At 76.5% G+C, this 16,219-nt stretch carries 11 protein-coding genes; 8 read left to right on the plus strand and 3 right to left on the minus strand.

All coding sequences use genetic code 11. The annotated features are described in order from the left end of the window. Window positions 1-58 precede the first annotated feature (58 nt). Complete coding sequence (locus IEW03_RS02865; protein WP_188522149.1) at window positions 59-751, minus strand: fasciclin domain-containing protein; 693 nt, start codon at window positions 749-751, stop codon at window positions 59-61. Between the two features lie 125 nt (window positions 752-876). Here IEW03_RS02865 and IEW03_RS02870 point away from each other — a divergent pair, with 125 nt between their 5' ends. Together IEW03_RS02870 and IEW03_RS02875 are read left to right on the plus strand one after the other, a co-directional pair. Next, the gene (locus IEW03_RS02870) at window positions 877-2,733 is read left to right on the plus strand and encodes a cytochrome c biogenesis protein DipZ (RefSeq protein WP_188522150.1); all 1,857 of its coding nucleotides are present in this window, start codon (window positions 877-879) and stop codon (window positions 2,731-2,733) included. A gap of 92 nt (window positions 2,734-2,825) precedes the next feature. Then, the gene (locus tag IEW03_RS02875) at window positions 2,826-3,449 is read left to right on the plus strand and encodes a hypothetical protein (RefSeq protein ID WP_188522151.1); all 624 of its coding nucleotides are present in this window, start codon (window positions 2,826-2,828) and stop codon (window positions 3,447-3,449) included. Window positions 3,450-3,464: 15 nt separating this feature from the next. Here the strand turns inward: IEW03_RS02875 and IEW03_RS02880 are convergent, their stop codons facing one another. After that, window positions 3,465-4,865: a DUF4232 domain-containing protein gene (locus IEW03_RS02880; protein WP_188522152.1), complete on the minus strand. Its 1,401-nt coding sequence runs from the start codon at window positions 4,863-4,865 to the stop codon at window positions 3,465-3,467. A gap of 150 nt (window positions 4,866-5,015) precedes the next feature. On the opposite strand from IEW03_RS02880, the gene IEW03_RS02885 reads away from it, so the two are divergent. Genes IEW03_RS02885 through IEW03_RS02910 form a run of 6 tightly spaced genes read left to right on the plus strand, consistent with a single transcriptional unit; the run spans window position 5,016 to window position 14,985 of the window. Continuing rightward, window positions 5,016-6,365, plus strand: coding sequence for a glycosyltransferase family protein (locus IEW03_RS02885; RefSeq protein ID WP_188522153.1), 1,350 nt, complete (start codon window positions 5,016-5,018; stop codon window positions 6,363-6,365). Next, window positions 6,352-7,635, plus strand: a complete 1,284-nt coding sequence (locus IEW03_RS02890) for a glycosyltransferase family 4 protein (protein ID WP_229737342.1) — start codon at window positions 6,352-6,354, stop codon at window positions 7,633-7,635. The genes IEW03_RS02885 and IEW03_RS02890 overlap by 14 nt, the downstream gene beginning before the upstream one ends. Further along, complete coding sequence (locus IEW03_RS02895; RefSeq protein ID WP_188522154.1) at window positions 7,632-8,924, plus strand: glycosyltransferase family 4 protein; 1,293 nt, start codon at window positions 7,632-7,634, stop codon at window positions 8,922-8,924. The genes IEW03_RS02890 and IEW03_RS02895 overlap by 4 nt, the downstream gene beginning before the upstream one ends. After that, entirely contained in the window at window positions 8,917-10,713 is a 1,797-nt protein-coding gene (locus IEW03_RS02900) for an ABC transporter ATP-binding protein (RefSeq protein ID WP_229737343.1), read from the plus strand. Before IEW03_RS02895 ends, IEW03_RS02900 begins: the two co-directional genes overlap by 8 nt. Next, entirely contained in the window at window positions 10,706-13,549 is a 2,844-nt protein-coding gene (locus IEW03_RS02905) for a phosphotransferase (protein ID WP_188522155.1), read from the plus strand. The genes IEW03_RS02900 and IEW03_RS02905 overlap by 8 nt, the downstream gene beginning before the upstream one ends. Then, complete coding sequence (locus tag IEW03_RS02910) at window positions 13,546-14,985, plus strand: UDP-glucose dehydrogenase family protein (protein ID WP_188522156.1); 1,440 nt, start codon at window positions 13,546-13,548, stop codon at window positions 14,983-14,985. The genes IEW03_RS02905 and IEW03_RS02910 overlap by 4 nt, the downstream gene beginning before the upstream one ends. Here the strand turns inward: IEW03_RS02910 and IEW03_RS02915 are convergent. Further along, on the minus strand, window positions 14,975-16,219 hold the full coding sequence (locus tag IEW03_RS02915) for an NAD(P)/FAD-dependent oxidoreductase (protein WP_188522157.1): 1,245 nt from the start codon (window positions 16,217-16,219) through the stop codon (window positions 14,975-14,977). The genes IEW03_RS02910 and IEW03_RS02915 overlap by 11 nt on opposite strands.

Consider the following 16,219-nt stretch of genomic DNA (forward strand, 5'->3'; position numbering starts at 1 on the left):
GCCCTGCGAGCCTCGTGGTACGGGTGCACCGACCTCCCGTCGGTGCACCCGGGTCCGGTCACATCGGCGGCATGAGCACCGAGTCGACGAGGTAGACGGTCGCGTTCTGCGTCATGACGCCACCGCAGACGATGTTCGCGTCGTTGACCTTCATCTCGTCGCCGGAGCCGGTGACCTCGACGGTGTCGCCCTGCACGGTCTCGTGCTCGCCGGCGATGTCCTCGGGCAGGATCTGGCCGGGCACCACGTGGTAGGTGAGCACCGTGGTCAGCAGGTCCGCGTCGGTCGACAGCGTGTCGAGCGTCTTCTCGTCCACCGCGGCGAACGCGTCGTCGACCGGGGCGAAGACGGTGAACTCGTCGCCGTTGAGCGTGTCGACGAGGTCGACGTCCGGGTTGAGCTCGCCGCTCACCGCGGAGGTCAGCGTGGTGAGCATCGGGTTGTTGGACGCCGCCACGGCGACGGGGTCGGTCGACATGCCGGTGATCGAGCCGGCGCCCTCCGGCACCTCCTCGGCGTAGGCGTCACAGCCCGCGCCGACCAGGTTGGCGGCGGGGTCCATCTCCATGTTCTCGTCCATGTCCTCGGAGCCTTCCTCGGCCCCCTCGGACTCGGCGGGCGACTCCTGCGTCGTCGACTGCTCGGAGGCCGGGTCCTCCGTGCCCGAGTCGGAGGAGCACGCGGCGAGCCCCAGCAGGGCCAGGGTGGCGAAGCCGGCGGCGGCGGTGCGGGTACGAGTGCGAACGTTCATCGGTCTCTCCTTGCGTCGTCGCCCCACGTCTCCGGGGCGCTTCACCGGAGGTTCGGAGCCGGATCCTGGCCGGATGGGTCCCGACCGGGATCCATCCGGACGGGGCGCCGCTCCGAACGACGGGCATGGAGACCTTGGTCCTGATCGGTCTGCTCGGTGGCCTCATCACCGGCATCTCGCCGTGCATCCTGCCGATGCTGCCGGTGATCTTCTTCGCCGGCGGCGTCCAGGGCGCACGTCCCGCGACGTCGCTGCGTTTCGACGTGCCGACGGCCGTGCGCACCGGTGCGGGCGGCAGCGCCGTCTCCGTCCTCGATCCCCCTGCGCCGTCGGGAGCCGGGCCTGCCGCCCGGCCGCGGGCGCGAGCGCGGTCGTGGCGCCCCTACCTCGTCATCGCGGGCCTGGTGCTGAGCTTCAGCGTGATGACGCTGCTGGGCTCGCTGATCCTCGGCGCGCTGGGTCTTCCGCAGGACCTGCTGCGGTGGGTCGGCATCGCGCTGCTGGCGGCGCTCGGGATCGGGATGGTCGTGCCCCGGTTCGAGGAGGTGCTGGAGCGACCGTTCATGCGTCTCGCGTCGCTCGGCTCTCGCCGCGGCCGGAGCGGGTCCCCGAGCCAGGACCGGGGCGCGTTCCTGCTCGGGCTGGGCCTCGGCGTGCTGTACGTCCCGTGCGCGGGCCCGGTGCTGGCGGCGATCACGGTCGCCGGCGCCACGGGCGAGATCGGTCCGGGGACGGTCGCCCTCACGGTGTCGTTCGCCGTCGGGGCGGCGATCCCGCTGCTCGTCTTCGCGCTCGCCGGGCGCAGGGTCGCAGAGCGGGTGGCCTCGTTCCGCCGGCACCAGCGGGGGATCCGGGTCACGGGCGGCGTCGTCGTGCTCCTGCTCGCGGGGGCCCTCGCGCTGAACCTGCCGGCGCAGCTGCAGCGAGCGCTGCCCGACTACACCGGCGCGCTCCAGCAGCAGGTGGACGAGAACGCCTCCGTACAGGAGGCGCTGGACCTCGGCGGCATCGTCACCGACGCGAACCGCGAGCTGTCGAACTGCTCCAACGGGTCGACCGAGCTCGCGGACTGCGGGACGGCGCCGCCGCTGACGGGGATCACGCAGTGGCTGAACACGCCGGGCAACCAGGCCCTGGACCTGGCGGACCTGCGGGGCAAGGTCGTGCTGATCGACTTCTGGACCTACTCGTGCATCAACTGCCAGCGCGCGATCCCGCACGTCAACGCCTGGTACGAGGCCTATCGGGACGCCGGCCTCGAGGTGATCGGCGTGCACACGCCGGAGTTCGCCTTCGAGCGCGAGACCCGCAACGTCGTCGCGGGCGCGCGCGACCTCGGCGTCGAGTACCCGATCGCCCAGGACAACTCCTACTCCACGTGGACCGGCTACCGGAACCGGTACTGGCCGGCCGAGTACCTGATCGACGCCGAGGGCACCGTCCGCTACATCAAGCACGGCGAGGGCGACTACGCCGTGACCGAGCAGCACGTCCGCGACCTGCTGCGGGCGGCCGACCCGGGCGTCGAGCTCCCCGCGCCGACCGACGTCGATGACGCCACCCCGGGCGACGAGACGACCCCGGAGACCTACCTCGCGCTGAACAAGGTCTTCAACTACTCCGGCGGCCCGAAGTACGGCTCCGGGGAGCAGGCCTACGAGCACCCGGACGAGCAGCCGACGGACACGTTCTCCCTCGGCGGCACCTGGGAGGCGGACTTCCAGGGCGCGACCGCGGCCTCGGACGACGCGACCCTCCGGCTGGCATACCGGGCGACGGACGTCTTCGCCGTCCTCGGTGGCGAGGGCACCGTGACGGCGCGGGTGCTCGACGAGGACGGCTCCGTGCGGGAGGAGCGCGAGATCGACGTCACCGGGAACCCGACCCTCTACGACGTGCTGCGCGGGGACGGGCAGACCGAGGGCACCGTCGAGCTCGACGTGCCCGAGGGCGTGTCGGTGTACACGTTCACCTTCGGCTGACGGGCGCCCGGTCGTCTCTGTCGGTCAGGATTCACCCGTGGAGTCCTGACCGGCAGAGACGTCTGCGGCGTTCCGGGGCCTATGCTCGCCGCGTGCGCAACGACGGGCGTCCTGGGGTGTGGCGGGTGCGGCGCTCGACCTTGCTGATCGTCGGGGTCCTGGTTCTCCTGGCCGCCGCCCTTGCCGGGTGGTGGGGGTTGTCGGCGAGCGCCGGGGTGCGGTCGGGCTCGTTCCAGACGGGGAGCACGGGCCACCCGGACGAGTGCGCGTTCCCCGACGACGACTTCTGGGCCCTCTTCGCCCGGGACGAGGAGGTCGTCGCCATGCTGACGGTGCGTGGCGACCCCCGATGGTCGGTCGAGGTGACGAGCCTGCGTCCGGAGGCGTTCCGGTTCGACCGCCGCGTCGTCGGGCCCGACGACGGCTTCACGTTCCACGACCCGTCGGACGGGCCGCCGCCCGAGGTGGAGACCACGGACCGGGTCGTCATCCCGCCCGGCAGCGAGGCCGCGCTGTGGATCGTCTCCCCGCTCGACGACGACGCCACCGGAGGGGCGGACGCCCGCGTCGGGGTGGATCAGGCGCCCATGCGGGTCCGGTCGCTCGGGATCGCGCGGGACTCGACGATCGACTTCGACCGGACCCTCTGGGTCAGCGGGCTGGACAGCGACTCCGCCGAGTTCCGGAGCCAGCTCGAGGGACTCTGCGCGCGCTGACGGTTCCGGTCGCGCTCACGACCAGCCCTCCGCCGCCTGCACCCACGGGCCGACGCGCACCTCGGCGCCGTCGAGCACGTCCAGCCCGCCGGCGTCCCCGCCGTCCGGGGACGTCGGTGTCAGGGGTACAGGGTCCGCGCCGGGGACGGGGACGACGTCCACGACGGTCGTGACGTCCGGGTCGTTCGTCGTTGACGTCGCACGCCACTGCACGGTGGCCATCGCCCGCTCGCCGGGGGGCACGACGACGCGGCCGGGCACGACGCCGGGCGCCGACGGCTCGACGGTCACGTCGCGCTGCGGCGCGCCGCCCGAGCTCCGGAACACCAGGCCGGGCACGCCGTCGAGGGCGCACGGCCGGTCGGCGACGTTGCGGGCGAGGACCGCGAGGTAGCGGCTCCCGGCGGCGGCGTCCGGCGTGCTCAGGGACAGCTCGAGGTCCTCGGCCGCGCAGGCGGCCGGTCCGTCGCGGCCCTCGTCGGGCCAGGGCTCGACTCCCGCCGGCAGGGGCACGGTGTGCTCCTCGGGCTCGGGCGGTGCGGACCGGGCGACCCAGCCCTCGACGCTCGTCTCGTAGCCGGGCTCCCACAGCGTGTACGCGAGGGGCGCGCCGCCGACGGTGCGCCGCGGGTCGTCCAGCCAGCGGGTGAGGGCGTCCGTCTCGGGCGACGTCGCCGGCCCGGCCAGGTCGACCTGGAGGCCCAGGACCACGCCGTCGGCCACGACCGTGCCCTGGGGAGCCTGCGCGCCCACGGAGACGGACGCGACGCCCGGCAGTGCGGCCGCCTCGACCGCGAGCCGCGCCACCGCCGCGTCGGGCACCCGGCCGGACGTGTCGTACCGCAGGGTGCCGTCGGCGGTGCGCAGGGAGGCGGCGATCTCCCGCTCGGCGGCGGTCTGGGCGAGCCGGACGAGCGCGTCGCCGTCGGGCGTGTCGGCGCTGGCACCGCTGACGCGCGTCGCGCCCGCCTGCCACAGCACGTAGGCGTCCTCGACGGCGGACGCGTCGCCGTCCTCGGCCACCGACGCCGTCAGCGGGTACACCTCGACACCGTGGACGGTTCGCGGGCTCCCGGCGTGCACCGTCGTGGCGTGGGACAGCTCGCGCACCCCGGTGACCTTGGCCGCGGCGAGCTGAGCGTCCGCCAGCGCGGCGGCCTCCCGGGCTGCCTCGGGCGTGAGCCCTTCGGCGAGCATGACCTCCGCGACGGCGCGGCCGACGTCGCCGTCCTTCGCGTCGTCCAGCGTCACCTCGTAGCCGGTCACGCCCACGGACACGACACCGGGGACGTCGGCGGCCCGCCGCGCGGCGTCCCGCAGCTCGTCCGGGACCGGGTCCCAGGGGCGCCATACGACGATCGTCGCTGCCATCAGGACCAGGGCCGCCACCAGCACGAACGTCCGTCGACGGGTCACGACGGAAGCCTGCCAGACCCGCGGGTGCGGACCACGCGGGGAACGGAGCGGGACGGGGCGCGGACTGTGGAGATCCTGCGTGCCGGACGGATGAGAGCTCCCTCATGGTCGGCTCATCCTTGACTCAGGCAACGCCTTCAGGGTTCCAGGATGCGACAGATCACAGCCGTCGACGACGCCGGGGAGCGCCCCGCCCGGCGCCGGGTGGCGTTCTACTCCCACGACACGCAGGGGCTCGGCCACGTGCGCCGTACGTCGCTGCTCGCCCGTGCGGTCGTGGAGGCGGACCCGGACACCGACGTCCTGCTCCTGACCGGCGCGGCGGAGGCGACGGGCCTCCCGCTGCCCGAGCGGACGGAGGTCGTGACGCTCCCGCGCATCGGCAAGGACCCCGAGCGCGGCTACGGCCCGCGTGCGTGGGGCGGCTCGCTCGACGACGTCGTCCGGGTGCGGGCCGGGGTGCTCGACGGCGCGCTCGCGGCGTTCCGGCCCGACGTGCTCGTCGTGGACAAGGTGCCGCTCGGCGTCGGCGGCGAGCTGCTGCCGGCGCTGCGCCGCCTGCGCCGGCAGGGCGGCACCGCCTGCGTGCTCGGCCTGCGCGACGTGCTCGACACCCCGGACGTCGCCGTCCGCGAGTGGCGCGAGCAGCGCAGCACCTCGGTGATCGAGCAGCTCTTCGACGAGGTGTGGATATACGGCGACGCGCGCGTCTACGACCCCCTCACCGAGTACGCGCTGCCGCCCCAGGTCGCCCGGCGCACGGTGTTCACCGGGTACCTCGGTCGCGGTCGCGCGTCCACCACCCCCACGGGACACCTCGGTCGCGGTCGCGCGTCCACCACGCCCGTCACGCCCGACGACCCGTACGTGCTGTGCCTGGTCGGCGGCGGGCAGGACGGTGCCGAGCTCGCCGAGTCGTTCGCGGCGGCGCCGCTGCCGGCCGGAACGCGCGGCGTCCTCGTCACGGGCCCGTACCTGCCGGCCGACGTCCGCACCCGGCTGCACGACGCCGCACGGGCCCGGGACGACCTCGACGTGCACGCGTTCGTGCGCGACGTCGTCCCGCTCGTCGAGGGGGCGTCGGCGGTCGTGACGATGGGCGGCTACAACTCCGTGTGCGAGGTGCTCGCCTCCGGCCGGCCGGCGCTCGTCGTGCCGCGCACCCGACCGCGCGCGGAGCAGCTCGTGCGGGCCCGGCGCCTCGCGGACCTCGGGCTCCTGGACGTGCTCACCGGCGCGACCACCCCCGAGCGGCTCGGCTCCTGGGTCGCCCGCGCCACGGGCCCCGCCCGGGCGACCGCGCTGCGGCGCCCCGTCGTCGACGTCGACCTCGACGGGCTCTCCCGCGTCCCGGCGCTCGTCGCGCGGCTGGCGTCGGTCGCGCGACGCACGCCCGGCGCCGTCCGCCCCGCCGCGAACCCCGCCGCGACCGCCGCGGCTCCCGACATGCCCACGTCCCTCGCCCGCGACCCCCAGGAGGCGCACCGTGCCACGGCCTGACACCACCCCGACCCCGAGCCCCTTCGACGTCGGCCCCGGCGCCGGCCTGCGGGTCGGCTACGTGACCAAGATGTACCCGCGCTTCTCCGAGACGTTCATCGTCAACGAGATCCGCGGCCTCGAGCGGCGCGGTGCGCGGATCGAGATCTTCTCGCTGCGCGCCCCCGTCGACACCCGGTTCCACGCCGCCCTCGCGCAGGTCGCCGCACCCGTGCGCTACGTGCCGCGGGCGCCCCGGGCGTCCGACGCCTGGGCCGCCCTGGCCGCCCTGCACGACCGGCTCGACCTGCGGGAGCTGCCCGCGGGCGTGCTCGCCGACCTGCTCGCCGCCGACCCGGAGGACGCCGTGCAGGCGCTCGAGGTCGCGACCGTCGCGCACGACACCGGCCTCACGCACCTGCACGCCCACTTCGGGTCGGTCGCGACGACGGTGGCGCGCCTCGCCGCCGGCGTCCTGGGGATCGGCTACACGTTCACGGCCCACGCGAAGGACATCTTCCACGAGTCGGTCGACCCCGAGGACCTGCGGGTCAAGCTCGCGGGCGCGCGCGCCGTCGTCACGGTGAGCGACCACAACGTCGCCCACCTGCGCGAGACGTTCGGCCCCGCCGCGGCGGGCGTGCGGCGCGTGTACAACGGCCTCGACCTGGACGAGTACGCCCGCGCGACGGCGCCCCGGCTGCCCGGCCGTGTGTGCGCCGTCGGCCGGCTCGTGGAGAAGAAGGGCTTCACCGACCTGGTCGACGCCGTCGCGCTCCTGGCCGCGGACGGCAGCGACCTGCACCTCGACCTCGTCGGCACGGGCCCGCAGGAGGCCGAGCTGCGCGAGCGTGTGGCGGCCGCCGGGGTCGCCGGTCGGGTCACGTTCCACGGCCCGCTGCCGCAGGACCGGGTGCGCGACGTCGTCGCTCGCGCCGCCGTCCTCGCGGCCCCGTGCGTGCTCGGTACCGACGGGAACCGCGACGGCCTGCCCACCGTGCTCCTGGAGGCGATGGCCCTCGGCACGCCCGTGGTGTCCACGCCGGTCACCGGCATCCCCGAGGCCGTGCACGACGGCGAGACGGGCCTGCTGGTGCCGCCCGGCGACGCCGCCGCGCTCGCGGCCGCGCTGGGCCGGGTGCTCGACGACGACGGCCTCGGCGTGCGCCTCGCGGACGGCGCCCGGTCGCTGGTCGAGGCGGAGTTCGACGTGGCCCGCACGTCGCGCCGGCTGATGGAGGTGCTGCGGGCGGCGTCGTCGTCGCCCGCCGAGGCCCGGAGCGCGGCATGACCGCCCCCACCACCGACCCCGTGACCGCCACGGGCGACCCCCGGGCGACCGTGCGGCGGGCGGCGTACGTGAGCGTCGACCCCGGCGTCCCGGTGTTCGGGCGCAAGGGCTCGTCCGTGCACGTCCAGGCGGTGCTGCGCGAGCTGGTGCGCGCGGGCGTCGAGGTGCACGTCGTCACGACGCGCCGCGGCGGCGACGTCCCGGCCGACCTCGCCGGGATCGCCGTGCACGAGGTCCCGGTCGCCCGCAGCGCGACCACCGCCGAGCGCGAGAAGGCCCTGCAGGTCGCCGACGGCCGGGTGGGTGCGCTGCTCGACACGCTGCGCGCCGCCGGGCCGCTGGACCTGGTGTACGAGCGGTACTCGCTGTGGGGCAGGGCGGCGACCGGGTGGGCGCGCGACGCCGGCGTCCCCAGCGTGCTGGAGGTCAACGCGCCGCTGGTCGCCGAGCAGCGCACCCACCGGGAGCTGGTCGACGAGGCGGGCGCCGAGCGGTGCGCCCGTGCGGCGATCGGCGCCGCGACCGCCGTCGTCGCGGTGAGCCGGCCCGTCGCGACCTGGGCCGCCGAGCGTGCCGGGTCGCGCTCCGGCCACGTGCACGTGCTGTCCAACGGCGTCGACACGGCGCGGATCACCCCCGCCCCCGCGGGCAGGGCCCCCGCGAGCGGCGCGGCCCGCGACGCGTTCACCGTGCTCTTCGTCGGCACCCTCAAGCCGTGGCACGGCCTGGACGTGCTGGTCGACGCCTTCGCCGACGTGCGGCGGCGCGTGCCCCGCGCGCGCCTCCTGCTGGTCGGCGACGGGCCCGAGCGCGAGGCCGTGCTGGACAGGGCGCGCGCGCTCGGCGCCGGCGACGCCGTCACCTCGACGGGCGCCGTCGCGCCGGCCGAGATCCCGCCGCTGCTGCACCGTGCCGACGTCGCCGTCGCGCCGTACCCCGCGCTCGACGACTTCTACTTCTCGCCGCTGAAGGTCTACGAGTACCTCGCGGCCGGGCTGCCCGTCGTGGCCAGCGCCGTGGGCGAGCTGCCCGGCGCGCTCGGGCACGGCAGCACCGGGCGCCTGGTCCCGCCCGGCGACCCGACGGCGCTCGCCGACGCGCTCGTGGACCTCGCCCGCGAGCCGCGGGCCCGCACGGTCCTCGGCGCCCGGGCGCGGGAGGCGGCCGTGGAGCGGCACGACTGGTCCGTCGTCGTGGACCGCGCGCTCGCGCACGCCGGCGTGACGACGCACACGGCCGTCGGGGCGGCCGTCGGGGCGGCCCGGCCGGGGGAGGCGCACCGTGGCTGAGCCCCGCGCCTCCCGGACGTCGGTGCGCGCCGCGGGCCGCGCCTTCTCCCGGTTCTGGCCGCACCTGCGCCACCACGTGCGCCCCGAGCGCCGGCTGCTGGTCCTGGGCAGCCTCGCGATGCTGGCCGAGGTCGCCATGCGCCTGCTGGAGCCGTGGCCGCTGAAGTACGTCGTCGACGGCATCGTGGCCTCCACCGGGTCGTCGGTGGCGGGCCCGGCGCCGGCCAACCTGCCCGTCGTGCTCCTGCTCGCCGCGGGCTCGCTGCTGGTGATCGTGCTGCTGCGCGCCGGCGCCGCCTACGCGATGACGGTGTGCTTCGCCCTCGCGGGCAACCGCGTCCTCACCGGGGTGCGCGCCGACCTGTACGACCACCTGCAGCGCCTCAGCCTCCGGTTCCACGACGGCTCCACCACGGGGGACCTCGTCACGCGCCTCACCGGCGACGTCGGGCGCCTCAAGGAGGTGTCGGTGACCGCGATGCTGCCGATGCTCGGCAACGTCGTGACCCTCGCCGGCATGATCGTGGTCGTCGCGATCCTCGACCCGGTGCTCGCCCTCGTGATGCTCGTCGTCCTGCCCGTGTTCCTGCTCACGAGCACGCGCCTGTCGCGGCGCATCCGCCACGTCTCGCGCGACCAGCGCAAGGCCGACGGCCAGCTGGCGTCCCTCGCGACCGAGACCCTGAGCGCCGTCAAGGTCGTCCAGGCCTACTCGCTCGAGGACCGCATGCGCGCCGGGTTCGCCCGCTCCAACACGTCGTCGCTGCGCGAGGGTGTGCGCGCCAAGCGCCTCGCGGCCGGGCTCGAGCGCTCCACCGACGTGCTCGTCGGCGCCGCCACCGCCGTCGTGCTGTACGTCGGCGCGCAGCGCGTGCTCGACGGCGCCCTCACGCCCGGCGAGCTCACCGTCTTCCTCACCTACCTCAAGGCCGCGTTCAAGCCCATGCGCGACCTGGCGAAGTACACCGGCCGGATCGCCCAGGCGGGGGCGTCGGCCGAGCGCGTCGTCGAGGTGCTGGACCAGCGGCCCGAGGTCGTCGACGCGAGCTGGGCACGGCCGCTGCACCGCGTGCGCGGCGACGTGCGCTTCGAGGACGTCTGGTTCTCCTACGTCCCGGGCCTCCCCGTGCTGCGCGGCCTCGACCTGGCGGTGCGCCCCGGCGAACGGGTCGCGATCGTCGGCGCGTCCGGGGCCGGCAAGTCCAGCCTCGCCGCGCTGCTGTCCCGCCTGCGCGACCCCGAGTCGGGCGCGGTGCGCTTCGACGGCCACAACCTGCGCGACCTCACGCTCGACAGCGTGCGCCGGTCGGTCGCCGTCGTGCTGCAGGAGAGCGTCCTGTTCCGCGGCACCGTGCGCGAGAACATCGCCGCCGCGGTGCCGGACGCGACCGACGAGCAGGTCGAGCGCGCGGCCCGGGTCGCCGGGGCGCACGCCTTCGTCACCGCCCTCCCCGACGGGTACGACACCGTCGTGGGGGAGCGCGGCGGCACCCTCTCCGGCGGGCAGCGCCAGCGCCTCGCCATCGCGCGGGCCGCGATGCTCGACGCCCCCGTCGTCGTCCTCGACGAGGCCATGACGGGCCTGGACGAGCAGACCGAGCACGAGGTCGTCGACGCCCTCGGACGCCTCACCCGCGGCCGCACGACCTTCGTCATCACGCACGACCTCGACGCGGCCCGCGACTGCGACCGCGTCGTGCGGCTGGAGGACGGCCGCGTCGCCGCGTCCGGGCCGCCGCACGTCGTCCTCGGCCCCGCGGGGCAGAAGGAGGTGGGCAGCCGTGGCTGACCGCACGCTCGACCGCCCGCCCTTCGATCTCGCCGGCGCGCCTCGTCCCGCCGGCGGGACGAGCCCCGCGGACGGCGCCGTCGCCGCGCGCGACGGCGCGATCCCCGCGCTCGGCGAGGTCCTCGACGTCGCGGCGCTCGCCGACCGCCTGACGACGGCGACCGGTGTGCGGGGCGCGCTGGGGAGCCCGTACCTGCGGTACAAGCGGGGCACGAGCTGCCTGCTCGCGGCCCGCTGGACGCCCGGCGACCGGCACGGCGGCGTGCAGCACCTGCTGGTGCGGGCGTTCGCCGGGCACGCGCTGCCCAAGCTCGGCAAGGCGGTGCGGCACGCGCTGCCGCACGAGCTCGTGCACGTCGACCGCGACGCGGGGGTCGTCGTGACGACCTGGACCGCGGACCGTGACCTGCCCGGCACCCGGGCCGTCCCGCGGCAGGGCGACGACGACCCCGCCCCCGGCGCGCCGGTCCCCGGGGCGCGGCTGCTGCGGCACAACCCGGAACGCCGCGCCGTGCTGCGCCTGGACGGTGACGCTGCGCTGGAGGTCCTCGCGGGTCTCGGCGCGGACGGGAGTGGAGCCGACGTCGACGGCACGCGCGAGACCCCGGTGCCCGCCGACGCCGGCCGCGCGCCGTCGGTGCTCGTGCGGCTCTCGCGGCCCGCGGACGTCGGGCGGACGCTCGCCGGGTACCGCCTGCTCGGCGCGAGCGGGGTGCGTGCGCCGCGCGTCCTCGCGCACGACGCCGAGCGGGGGGTCGTCGTCACGCAGTGGGTCGCGGGCGAGCCGCTCGACGGGCTCGACCTGGCCGGCGTCCTCGACGAGCGCGCCCTGCGGGCCGTGGGCGCCGCCGCGGCGACGCTGCACACGTCGGTCCTGTCGGTCCCGGGGACGGGGCCGGACGGCGGGCACGTCACGCCCCCGCGCGCCGCCGCGGCCGCGGCCGCGGTCACCGGGCTGCTGCCGTGGTTGGCGGGGACTGTCGGCCCGCTGGCGGACGCCCTCGACCGGACCCGCCCGGCGACCGGCGCCGGCGTGCCGGTGCACGGCGACCTCTCCCTCGACCAGCTGGTGCGGGCCCCGTCGGGCGAGCTGTGGCTCGTCGACGGCGACGCCGCCCGCCTGGGCACGCCCGAGGACGACCTCGGGTCGCTGGCGGCCGCCCTCGTCCGCGCGCACGACGACGTCGCAGCCGCGGCCGACCGGCTCGCGGTCGTCCTCGACGGGTACGGCGCCGCGGGGGCGCCCGGCCTCGACGCGACCGCCCTGCGTCGTGCCACCGCCGAGCACCTGCTGCGGCGCGCGCCCGAGCCGTTCCGACGGCGCGAGGCGGGATGGGCCGCGACCACCGAGCGGCTCGTGGCGCTCGCCGACGAGGTCGCCCGGGGCCGTGGCCGCGAGCTGGGCATCGTCCTCGACCGCCGTGCGACCCGCCCAGCCGGGTCCGCGCCGGCCGGGGCGCCGCCGGCGTCCCCGGCCACGCCGGGACGGGCGCAGCCGGACCTCTCGACCGGCCAGGTCCCTGCGTCGCCGCGGGTGTCCGGTCCGGTCCGGCCCGCGGAGGGGATCCGGTTCGCGCCGGTCGCCCTGGCCCTGGCGGACCGGCTCGCCGAGGACGGCGGGCGGCTGCGCGCGGCGGTGCCGCGCCCGGGCGGGCCGCTGCTCGTCGTCGGGGCCGACCGGGACGGCGCGCTGGTCGCCGGCCGGTGGGACGAGGACCGCGCGGCGGCACGCTACGCCCACCGGGTCGGGGCGGAGCCGGCGCGGGTCGCCGCCGGCGGCCTCGTCCTGCTCCCCGGCGGGCACGACCCGGACCTCCCGGGCCTGGGCGAGCGCCTGCGCCCCGGGGCCGTGCTCGTCGCGCACCGCGCCGGGCGCCGCGCCGTCGTCCGCGATCCCGCCGGCACGTACACCAAGGTGACGCGCCCGGGCCGCGAACCCGCCGACGTCGCGGTCCCGGCCGGTGCCTTCGCCACGCCGGTCGTCGTCGACCACGGCCCCGGCCGCGTCACGACCGCGCCGCTGCCGGGCCGCACGCTGCACGACCTGCTGGGCGACCCGACCGTCTCGCAGCCGGCGCTCGACGCCGTGGGCCACGCCGTCGGCCGCGGACTGCGGCGGCTGCAGGAGACCGCCGGGCCCACGGGCCAGGTGCCGGGCGACGTCGACGGCCCGTTCGGGGGTAGCGACGTCGACGGACGGGCGGCGGGACACGGCGTCGACGCCGAGGTGGCCGTCGTCCGGCGCTGGTGGCAGCTCGCCGCGGCGCACGGCGCGACGGACGACGCGACCGCGGCCGCCATCGTCGACCACGTGGCCCGCGCGCTGGCCGTCGTCGCACCGCGGCCCGCGGTCCCCGCCCACCGCGACCTGCACGACAAGCAGCTGCTCGCCGACCCCGGCGCGCCGGACCGGGTCGGTCTGCTCGACCTCGACCTCGCGACGACCGCCCACCCCGGCCTGGACCTGGCCAACCTGCTGGTCCACCTCGAGCTGCGCGCCCTCCAGGGCCTGTGCGGGCGGCGCCGGGCCGCGTCGGTCGCACGAGCCGTCGTCGCCGGCTACGCCACCGTCGACGCGGGGGCGGCGTCGTGGCTTCCCGACGCCGGGGACGTCACCTCGTGGGCCACGGCCGCGCGGGCCCGGCTGGCGGCCGTGTACGCGTTCCGGCCCGCGCCCGGCGACGTGCCCGGGCTGCTGTCGGCCGGGCTGGCCCGGCCGCTCACCCTGCCGGACGTCGCGCCCGGCGGGCCGCTCCGCCCCGACCGCACCGACCGCACCGACCGCACCGACCGCACCGACCGCACCGCCGACCGACCCGACCAGGAGGACCGATGACCACGCACCAGGACACCACGCCCACGGTGACGAGCCCTGTCACGAGCCCTGTCACCAGTCCCGTGACGCCCGCGACGACGCCGAGCCCCGGCCGCGTGACCGTGATCGGCACCGGATACCTCGGCGCGACGCACGCCGCGTGCCTGGCGGAGCTCGGGTACGAGGTGCTGGGCCTCGACACCGACCCGGCCAAGGTCGCGGACCTGGCCGCCGGCCGGCTGCCGTTCTACGAGCCCGGCCTCGCGGAGCTGGTGGAGAAGCACACCGCCGCCGGCCGGCTCGCGTTCACGACCGACCCGCGGGCGGCGGCGGAGTTCGCCGACCTGCACTTCGTGTGCGTCGGCACGCCGCAGCGCCGCGACTCCATGGCCGCCGACACGAGCCACGTCACGGCGGCCGTCTCCGCGCTCGTGCCCCACCTGCGTCGCGACGCCCTGCTGGTCGGCAAGTCCACGGTCCCCGTGGGCACGGCCGCGGCGCTGCAGGCGCTCGCCGACGACGCCGCGCCCGACGGGGTCGAGGTGGCCGTGGCCTGGAACCCCGAGTTCCTGCGCGAGGGGCGCGCCGTCGAGGACACGCTGCGCCCCGACCGCATCGTCGTCGGCGTCACCGACCCGCTGCACGAGAAGGTGCTGCGCGAGTTGTACGCGCCAGTCGTCGACGCCGGCGTGCCGTTCGTCGTGACCGACCTCGCCACCTCCGAGCTGGTCAAGGTGGCCGCGAACGCGTTCCTCGCCACGAAGATCTCGTTCGCCAACGCGATCGCCGAGCTGTGCGACGCGGCGGGCGCCGACGTCGTGGCGCTCACGGACGCCATCGGCCGCGACGCGCGCATCGGTCACCAGTTCCTCAGCGCCGGCCTCGGGTTCGGCGGCGGCTGCCTGCCCAAGGACATCCGCGCGCTCATGGCCCGCGCGGGGGAGCTGGGCGTCGACGAGGCGCTGACGTTCCTGCGCGAGGTCGACGCGATCAACATGCGGCGCCGTTCGCGCACCGTCGCGCTGGCGGTCGAGGAGTGCGGCGGCAGCGTGCTGGGTCGTCGGATCGCCGTGCTGGGCGCCGCGTTCAAGCCCGGCACCGACGACGTGCGGGACTCGCCCGCGCTCAACGTCGCCGCGCAGCTGCAGCTCCAGGGCGCGCACGTGCGGGTGCACGACCCGCGCGCCAACGCGACGGCGGCGCGCACCTTCCCGACCCTCGGCTACGCCGACACGGTCGAGGAGGCCGTCACCGGCGCCGACCTGGTGCTGCACCTCACCGAGTGGGAGGAGTTCCGGGCGCTGGACCCCGCCGCGCTCGAGCCCGCGCGTCGCGTCGTCGTCGACGGGCGCAACGCGCTCGACGCCGACCGCTGGTCGGCCGCCGGCTGGCGTGTGCGCGGGCTGGGCCGCCCCGCCGTCCCCGCTCGCGCGGCGACGGCCCCCGTCAGCGGGTGAACGCCTCCAGCTCGGCGCGGGGGACGTCCCGGCGCGACCGGATCAGCTCCTCGACGTCGTCCATCCGCTCCCAGACGTTCACCGCCATGGCGGCGTGCACCGCGCCGTCGCGCAGCCAGAACGCCACGAGCTCGACGTCGTCGACGGAGCCGCTGAGGACGAGTTCGTACCCGCCCCTGCGCAGGTCGACGAACCCCTTGTACTCCATGCCGACGTCGTACTGGTCGCTGAAGAAGTAGGGCAGGACGTCGTACGGGGTGTCGTCGCCGAGCAGCGCGCGGCCGGCGTGCGTGCCGGACTCGAGGGCTGTCGCCCAGTGCTCCACGCGCAGCGGGCGGCCGTAGTGCGGCGACGGGATGGAGGCGATGTCCCCGGCGGCGAGCACGTCGGGGTGCGAGGTGCGCAGGGCGGGGCCGACGACGACGCCGCCGCCCTGGTCCCGGGAGCGCAGGCTGAGCCCGGCCGCCTCGGCGAGGCCCACGTTGGGCGTCGCGCCGACGCCCACCACGACGATGTCGGCGGGCAGGGACGTGCCGTCGTGCAGCTCGACGCCGGTGACCCGGCCTTCCGCTCCGACGATCGCGATGGCCTCGCCGCGACGCAGGTCGACACCGTGGTCGGTGTGGACGCGCCCGTAGAGCGCGCCCATCTCGGGCCCGAGCACGGGTTCCAGCGGGTGTTCGTCGAGACCCGCCACGGTCACGTCGAGCCCGAACGACCGGGCCGACGCCGCGACCTCCATCCCGATCCACCCGCTGCCGATCACGACCAGCCGCCCCCCGTTCTCCAGGGAGGCGGGCAGCAGCGTGGCCGCGATCAGGTCGGCGTCCTCGACGGTGCGCAGGTAGTGCACGCCCGCGAGGTCGCGGCCGGGGATGTCGAGCATGCGCGGCGACGACCCGGTGGCGAGCAGGAGTCGGGAGAACGGCAGCACCGCCCCGTCGGCGAGCGTCGCGCGGTGCGCACCGAGGTCGAGCCCGACGACCGTCGCCGACGTCCGCAGGTCGACGTCGTGGTCGGCGTACCAGTCCTCGTCGAGCGGGAACAGCGCGTCGCGCTCGGCCTGTCCGCGCAGGTATTCCTTGGACAGCGGCGGCCGCTCGTAGGGGGCGCACGGCTCGCTGGTGACGACGAGGAGGCCGACGTCCGCGTCCCGCTCGCGCACCGCCTCGGCGGCCTTGGCCGCGGCGAGCCCGCCGCCGACGACGAGGATGGGTTCTGGGGACGACGGCAT

It is taken from the genome of Isoptericola cucumis, assembly GCF_014635665.1.
GTDB lineage: Bacteria > Actinomycetota > Actinomycetes > Actinomycetales > Cellulomonadaceae > Isoptericola > Isoptericola cucumis.

Coding starts and splice junctions, on each gene's coding strand:
- IEW03_RS02865 (WP_188522149.1), bottom strand. CDS start 751: ATGAACGTTCGCACTCGTACCCGCACCGCCGCCGCCGGCTTCGCCACC.
- IEW03_RS02870 (WP_188522150.1), top strand. CDS start 877: ATGGAGACCTTGGTCCTGATCGGTCTGCTCGGTGGCCTCATCACCGGC.
- IEW03_RS02885 (WP_188522153.1), top strand. CDS start 5,016: ATGCGACAGATCACAGCCGTCGACGACGCCGGGGAGCGCCCCGCCCGG.
- IEW03_RS02895 (WP_188522154.1), top strand. CDS start 7,632: ATGACCGCCCCCACCACCGACCCCGTGACCGCCACGGGCGACCCCCGG.
- IEW03_RS02910 (WP_188522156.1), top strand. CDS start 13,546: ATGACCACGCACCAGGACACCACGCCCACGGTGACGAGCCCTGTCACG.
- IEW03_RS02915 (WP_188522157.1), bottom strand. CDS start 16,219: ATGCCGTCGTCCCCAGAACCCATCCTCGTCGTCGGCGGCGGGCTCGCC.